Raw genomic sequence first — 248 nt, 5'->3', positions numbered from 1 at the left:
AGGAACGCGATGGTCCCGGCCAGTGAGCCGTACAGCCGGTTGTAGGTGCCCGCCTCGGCGTAGAGGGTGAACAGGCCCGAGGCGCCGAGCCAGAGCAGCGCCGCCAGGACCCCGCCGGGCAGGCAGCGCCGCGTTCCACGGGCCGGGCGGGGGCCCGTGCGGTAGAGGACGAGGATCAGGGCCGTCACGATCAGGAGCAGCACCGGCCACCGCAGGAGGGCCAGCGTGTCGCTGCCGGTGTGACCGGC

General features: G+C 74.2%; 1 protein-coding gene. It reads right to left on the bottom strand.

All coding sequences use genetic code 11. From position 1 onward, the window contains the following. On the bottom strand, window positions 1-248 hold a 248-nt coding region (locus VR44_RS27700), incomplete at both ends, for a YhjD/YihY/BrkB family envelope integrity protein (RefSeq protein WP_045950343.1).

The organism is Streptomyces katrae (assembly GCF_000966975.1).
GTDB classification, from domain to species: domain Bacteria; phylum Actinomycetota; class Actinomycetes; order Streptomycetales; family Streptomycetaceae; genus Streptomyces; species Streptomyces katrae.
The sequence above is the reverse complement of the archived record's forward strand: the minus strand, read 5'-3'. Positions and strand labels throughout refer to the sequence as shown.